The organism is Pseudomonas sp. (genome assembly GCF_030150285.1).
Classification (GTDB): domain Bacteria; phylum Pseudomonadota; class Gammaproteobacteria; order Pseudomonadales; family Pseudomonadaceae; genus Aquipseudomonas.
On sequence record NZ_JASLGE010000087.1, the window covers coordinates 1 to 5,313 of the forward strand.

General features: G+C 58.7%; 4 protein-coding genes and 1 tRNA gene. 1 reads left to right on the forward strand and 4 read right to left on the reverse strand.

Translation table 11 applies throughout. The features are described from left to right. Nucleotides 1-65 precede the first annotated feature (65 nt). Nucleotides 66-141 (reverse strand) — tRNA-Glu (locus Q1W15_RS20635). Nucleotides 142-682: 541 nt separating this feature from the next. Between Q1W15_RS20635 and Q1W15_RS20640 the strand changes: the two genes are divergently transcribed. Beyond that, nucleotides 683-1,447: a hypothetical protein gene (locus tag Q1W15_RS20640; protein WP_300731630.1), complete on the forward strand. Its 765-nt coding sequence runs from the start codon at nucleotides 683-685 to the stop codon at nucleotides 1,445-1,447. A gap of 124 nt (nucleotides 1,448-1,571) precedes the next feature. Here Q1W15_RS20640 and Q1W15_RS20645 read toward each other — a convergent pair whose 3' ends face one another. The 3 genes from Q1W15_RS20645 to Q1W15_RS20655 all read right to left on the reverse strand — a co-directional run. Then, a complete protein-coding gene (locus Q1W15_RS20645; RefSeq protein WP_300731633.1) occupies nucleotides 1,572-2,516 on the reverse strand; it encodes a Nudix family hydrolase in 945 nt (314 codons plus the stop codon). 56 nt (nucleotides 2,517-2,572) lie between these two features. Beyond that, entirely contained in the window at nucleotides 2,573-3,790 is a 1,218-nt protein-coding gene (argJ, locus tag Q1W15_RS20650) for a bifunctional glutamate N-acetyltransferase/amino-acid acetyltransferase ArgJ (protein WP_300731636.1), read from the reverse strand. A gap of 114 nt (nucleotides 3,791-3,904) precedes the next feature. Beyond that, nucleotides 3,905-5,313: SEC-C metal-binding domain-containing protein (locus tag Q1W15_RS20655; RefSeq protein ID WP_300731638.1), on the reverse strand; the 1,409-nt coding region annotated here is incomplete at its 5' end.

Consider the following 5,313-nt stretch of genomic DNA (forward strand, 5'->3'; position numbering starts at 1 on the left):
GACTCGAACTCGCGACCCCGACCTTGGCAAGGTCGTGCTCTACCAACTGAGCTATTCCCGCAATATGGCGTCCCCTAGGGGACTCGAACCCCTGTTACCGCCGTGAAAGGGCGGTGTCCTAGGCCACTAGACGAAGGGGACACACTACAACTTCACTCCCTACCTGCGCTTCGCTGTGTGCTTTACGCTGTAAGTGGCGCGCATTCTAGGGATGGATTGAAGAGTCGTCAACCCCAATATGAAAATATATTGAAATCAATGACTTCGCTATTCTTTAGGCATTTTCATACGCAACACGTCGACCAAATCCTGACGCCTATATTCCGGCATCCTACAAGACGCTATGATTGGCGCTGATGAGTGATGGCTATTTGCACCCTTAGTGCGCAACCCTGCTTATATGGGTCGCAGAAGGCAGCGACCTCAGCCATTAACGATAACAACCCCATCTCCAGAACAAGCCCCAGGTTCAGTACGAAATGTTTTCGAGCGAAGGTCAGGCAAGGCAAAAATAGGCGAGGAACGGCCGGGGTCGCGCACGACTTTACGTGTTGTAAATGAGCATTCTGAGCCTGCTTTCAACGTAGCATCACCGAGCACAGATACATTTCGTACATAACCTAGTGGCAACACTGCTTGTCGCGGCACTGACAGGCTGGCAACCCCTAAAGAGGTTTTAACGTTGACACCTACCCTGATCGCCCTGCTCGTCATCGCCGGGATCGCATTACTGATTGCCATCGGGTACATAAACCACGCGGTGGAAAACAACAAACTGGAAAAAGCCCGTCTCAAAGTCGAACTCAATGACCGCATACGCCGTTGCAGCGAAGTCACGGAGACATTCCCCGGCCAATTGATGACCCCCGCGCTCAAGTTGCTGCTGACTCGCCTGGAGCAAAACGCAGCACAACGCTTGCTGCTTCTGCAAAAAAACGACGTATCGCTAAAAGCACGTATCGCGGAACTCAACGCGCTCATGACACAAGGCGAATCGATCTGCGTCAACAACCCCCCGCGCCCGATTCTCACCGAAGCCAACGCCAAACATGTGCGGTTTTTGCTTGAAACGCTGCACGGCCAGATCATCCGCGCCGCCAAGGATCGTGTGCTGACCAACAACGAAGCCAGGCAATGGCTCAAAGAGATCCGCCACCTGCTGGTCGTTGTGCATATCGAGTTCTTTAACCACTTGGGGCAACAGGCCTTTCAGCAGAATCAGCCCGGCAAGGCACGACTGGCCTATGAACGTGGCGTGCAGTATTTACGCAAGCAGACTGAACCAGCCCTGTACAAGCCACAACTGAGCGCTATGGAAGCACAGTTGGCCCGCGCCAATGCCATATTGACGAACAACCTTGAGCCGAGCGCGCACGAAGCCAACGCACTCACCGAAGGCCTTAAGGATGACGACGCCGACTGGAAGAAAAAAGCTATTTACGACTAAGGCCTGCACGACCTGTTATTTGCGCTGCATCACCGGGCACGGGTACATGCCAGACCGCGTTTGGGGAAATCGCTCAAATGATCAGCAGGCGCGAACCTGGCACGCGCCTGCAACAAAACCGGGATCAGACCTCAGGCCAGAACGCCCGAATACCCGCCACGCCTTGCGCACCGCTCTGCCAGGCGCTCTGACGATCATTCGGGCCCAAACCGCCCAGTAAAAAAACCGGTTTGCCGAAGCCCGCAATCAACTGCTCCGCCTGGGCCCAGCCCAATGGCTGCGCATCAGGGTGCGTCTGGGTGGGTAACACAGGTGACAAGGTTACGAAGTCCACGCCCATTTGCTCTGCCAGCGCCAATTCCTCAGCGTTATGGCATGAAGCGGCCAACCAGCGCTCCTGAGGAAGCGGCCTGCCTTTAGCGGCATATTTGCGCAATTGCTGGGCCGTTAGATGCCAACCGGCTGAAGGAACATCCCCCAGCCACTCCAGCGGCCCCTTGAGCATCAACTGAGCCTTGCCTGCGCACAATCCTGCCGCATCTACAGCCAGATCCCGATACTGAGGGTCATAACCGTTAGGCGCTCGCAGTGAAACAAGCTTGATGCCCCCGGCAATTGCTCTCTGCAAACCGCGTAACAGCTCCGGCCTTTCCAGGTCATCCGGGGTAATCAGGTACTGATCGGGCAAGCGCGCCGCGGCCACAATCGGGGCATTGGCGGCCGGGAAGTCGTAGCCGGGCAGATCGCGAGGTGCAACCCAGGCCAAGGGCTGGCCTTCGGCACCCGCGGGCAGGCCCGTGAATGCCGAAACCTCCCAGACATCCAGCAAAACCTGTTTATCCGGGTAATCATGCGCGACTTTGATCAAGGGGCGGGCCACCTGAACCACAATACCCAGCTCTTCCTTGAGCTCACGGGCCAATGCGGCTTCAACCGTCTCTGCGGCTTCGACCTTGCCTCCAGGGAACTCCCACAGACCGCCTTGGTGCTGTGCATCAGCACGTCGCGCAATCAGGACCTTGCCGTCAGCCCCCCGAATAACCGCTGCCGCCACATGAACTCGTTTCACCCTTGCACTTCCTCCAATCCCGCCTGCTGCCAGGCTTTAAATACCAGCTCCAATGATCAGGTACGGTACTCAGCGTTGATCTTCACGTATTCGTGAGACAAATCTGTTGTCCAGATAGTCTCGCTGCAAGCGCCACGACCCAGCTCGATGCGGATGGTGATTTCTTCACGCGCCATCACGGCAGAGCCCTGCGCTTCCGTGTAACTGGCCGAGCGCGCGCCGCCGCTGGCGATGCACACTTCCCCCAGGAACACATCGATCTTGCTCACATCCAGGTCAGCCACCCCGGCACGGCCTACCGCAGCCAAAATACGGCCCCAGTTCGGATCAGAGGCAAACAGTGCGGTTTTGATCAGTGGTGAGTGCGCCACGGTGTAGCCCACATCCAGGCACTCCTGATGGTTGGCACCGCCATTCACCTCAACCGTCACGAACTTGGTTGCCCCTTCGCCGTCGCGCACGATGGCCTGGGCCACTTCCATGCACACCTCGAACACTGCGGCTTTCAACGCCTCGAACAAAGGACCGCTGGCTTCGGTGATTTCAGGCAAGGCGGCCTTGCCGGTGGCGATCAACATGCAGCAATCGTTGGTCGAGGTATCGCCATCGATGGTGATGCGGTTGAACGACTTGTTGGCACCGTCAAGCATCAGATTTTGCAGCACCTCACGGGAGACTTTGGCGTCAGTCGCGATATAGCCCAGCATGGTGGCCATATTCGGGCGAATCATGCCTGCGCCTTTGCTGATACCGGTCACCGTAATCGTCACACCCTCGTGCACGAACTGACGGCTCGCGCCTTTAGGCAGGGTGTCAGTGGTCATGATGCCGATGGCCGCTTGCTCCCAGTTGCTCTCGGACAGGTCGTCCAGGGCCGCCTGCAGCGCACCTTCGATTTTTTCGACCGGCAGTGGCTCACCGATCACGCCCGTGGAGTACGGCAGCACTGCGCTGGCATCAACACCTGCCAATTCAGCAAGCTTGGCACAGGTTCGGGTAGCCGCGACCAGACCCGGCTCACCGGTACCCGCATTGGCATTGCCGGTGTTGGTCAAAAAATAACGCACAGAGCCTTGCACACGTTGGCGAGCCAGAATGACCGGCGCTGCGCAAAAGGCATTCAGCGTAAACACACCCGCCACGCTGGAACCTTCAGCGCAGCGCATCACCACCACATCCTTGCGACCAGGACGTTTGATACCGGCTGAAGCAATACCCAGTTCAAAACCGGCTACCGGGTGCAAAGTAGGCAAAGGACCAAGACCAACCGCCATGACGCGCTCCTAAACAAGAGGGGTGTTCCGCCGCACGGGCGGGAATTCAATGGTAAAACGCCGCGACGGCTAATGCCTGTCGCGGCGCAAGTGTTTCAGCCGTTGAAACGGGCCTTAGTTGATTTGCCCGTGGCAATGCTTGAATTTTTTGCCCGAACCGCAGTAGCACAGTTCGTTACGGCCCAGCTTCGGCTCGTTACGCACCGGCTCAGCGGCCACATCAGCTACATCGGCACCTTCCAGCACTTGGGCCAATGCATCCGGCTGATCAAGACCTGGAGCCTCGGCATGCTGGAATTGCATGCGCTGGGCCAGAGACTCGGCTTCCTGACGCAGACGCGCTTCCTCTTCAACCGGGTCTTCGCGGCGAACCTGTACGTGTGACAGTACGCGGATCGAATCGCGCTTGATCGAATCAAGCAACTCGGAGAACAGGTTGAACGACTCGCGCTTGTACTCCTGCTTCGGGTTCTTCTGTGCGTAGCCGCGCAAGTGAATGCCGTGGCGCAGGTGGTCCATGGTCGACAGGTGGTCTTTCCACAGGTCGTCGAGCACGCGCAGCAGGATCTGCTTCTCGAAAGTGCGCAGCGCCTCGGTGCTGGCCTGCTCTTCCTTCTCGTTGTAGGCGGCCAGCAGCTCGGCCAGCAACTTCTCGCGCAGGGTCTCTTCGTAGAGCTTGTCGTCTTCGTCGAGCCACTGCTGGATCGGCAGCTTGACGCCGAAGTCGTTGAGCAGCGCAGCCTCCAGGCCGGCCACGTCCCACTGCTCGGGCAGCGATTGCGGCGGGATGTGCGAGCTGACGGTGGCGTCGAGCACTTCCTGGCGGAAGTCGGCGATGGTGTCACCGATGTTCTGCGCGGCCAGCAGGCTGTTGCGCATGTGGTAGATGACCTTGCGCTTCTCGTTGGCCACGTCGTCGAATTCGAGCAATTGCTTGCGGATGTCGAAGTTGCGACCTTCGACCTTGCGCTGCGCTTTTTCGATGGCGTTGGTCACCATGCGGTGCTCGATCGCTTCGCCGGACTGCATGCCCAGGGCCTTCATGAAGTTCTTCACCCGGTCGGAGGCGAAGATGCGCATCAGGCTGTCTTCCAGCGACAGATAGAAGCGGCTGGAACCGGCGTCACCCTGGCGACCGGCACGGCCACGCAGCTGGTTGTCGATGCGGCGCGATTCGTGGCGCTCGGAGGCGATCACGTGCAGGCCGCCCGATTGCAGGACTTCCTGGTGACGCTTCTGCCAGTCGGCCTTGATCTGCGCGATCTGCTCGTCGGTGGGGTTGTCCAGCGAGGCCACTTCGACCTCCCAGTTGCCGCCCAGAAGAATGTCGGTACCCCGGCCGGCCATGTTGGTGGCAATGGTCAGCGCGCCCGGACGACCGGCCTGGGCGATGATCTCGGCTTCCTTCTCGTGGAACTTGGCGTTGAGCACCTTGTGCTCGATGCCTTCCTGCTTGAGCAGGTTGGACATGTGCTCGGAGGTTTCGATGGTCGCGGTGCCGACCAGTACCGGCCGCCCCTTGG